This window comes from Luteococcus sp. Sow4_B9 (assembly GCF_052116585.1).
GTDB lineage: Bacteria > Actinomycetota > Actinomycetes > Propionibacteriales > Propionibacteriaceae > Luteococcus.
The window spans coordinates 1-369 of sequence record NZ_JBQKKT010000085.1 but is presented as its reverse complement, the minus strand read 5'-3'; the positions used below and the strand labels follow the sequence as shown (position 1 = coordinate 369).

The window sequence follows — 369 nt, the reverse complement described above, 5'->3', positions numbered from 1 at the left end:
CCAGTTCGTCTCCCCGGCGAAATACTTGGCTGCCTTGCGCAGGATGTCCCGTTCGGTCTCGATGCGGGCCTTGTCCGCCCGCAACCGGGCGTTGTCGGCCTCCAGTCGGGCAATCCGTGCTGCGGTCGACTCGCCATCCGGTGCTGCGGGTGACGGGGGCGTCGCACCGGGTGTCCTGACACCGCTGCCCAAGACCTTGACCCAGTCCGCGAGGGTCCCGCGGGACACTCCCAGATCCGTGGCGATCTGCTTCAACGTCGCATCCGGAGAGGTCTCGTACAAGTCAACGGCCTGCTGACGAAACTCTGCCGAGTAGTTCTTCCTGGCCATGATGATGATCATCTCGCTTCCTCCAGCCCATGCTGGATT

General features: G+C 64.0%; 1 protein-coding gene. It reads right to left on the bottom strand.

Going from position 1 to position 369, the window contains the following annotated elements:
- On the bottom strand, positions 1-342 hold a 342-nt coding region (locus tag ACTQ49_RS15055; RefSeq protein WP_441828643.1), incomplete at its 3' end, for a transposase.
- Between the last annotated feature and the right edge of the window lie 27 nt (positions 343-369).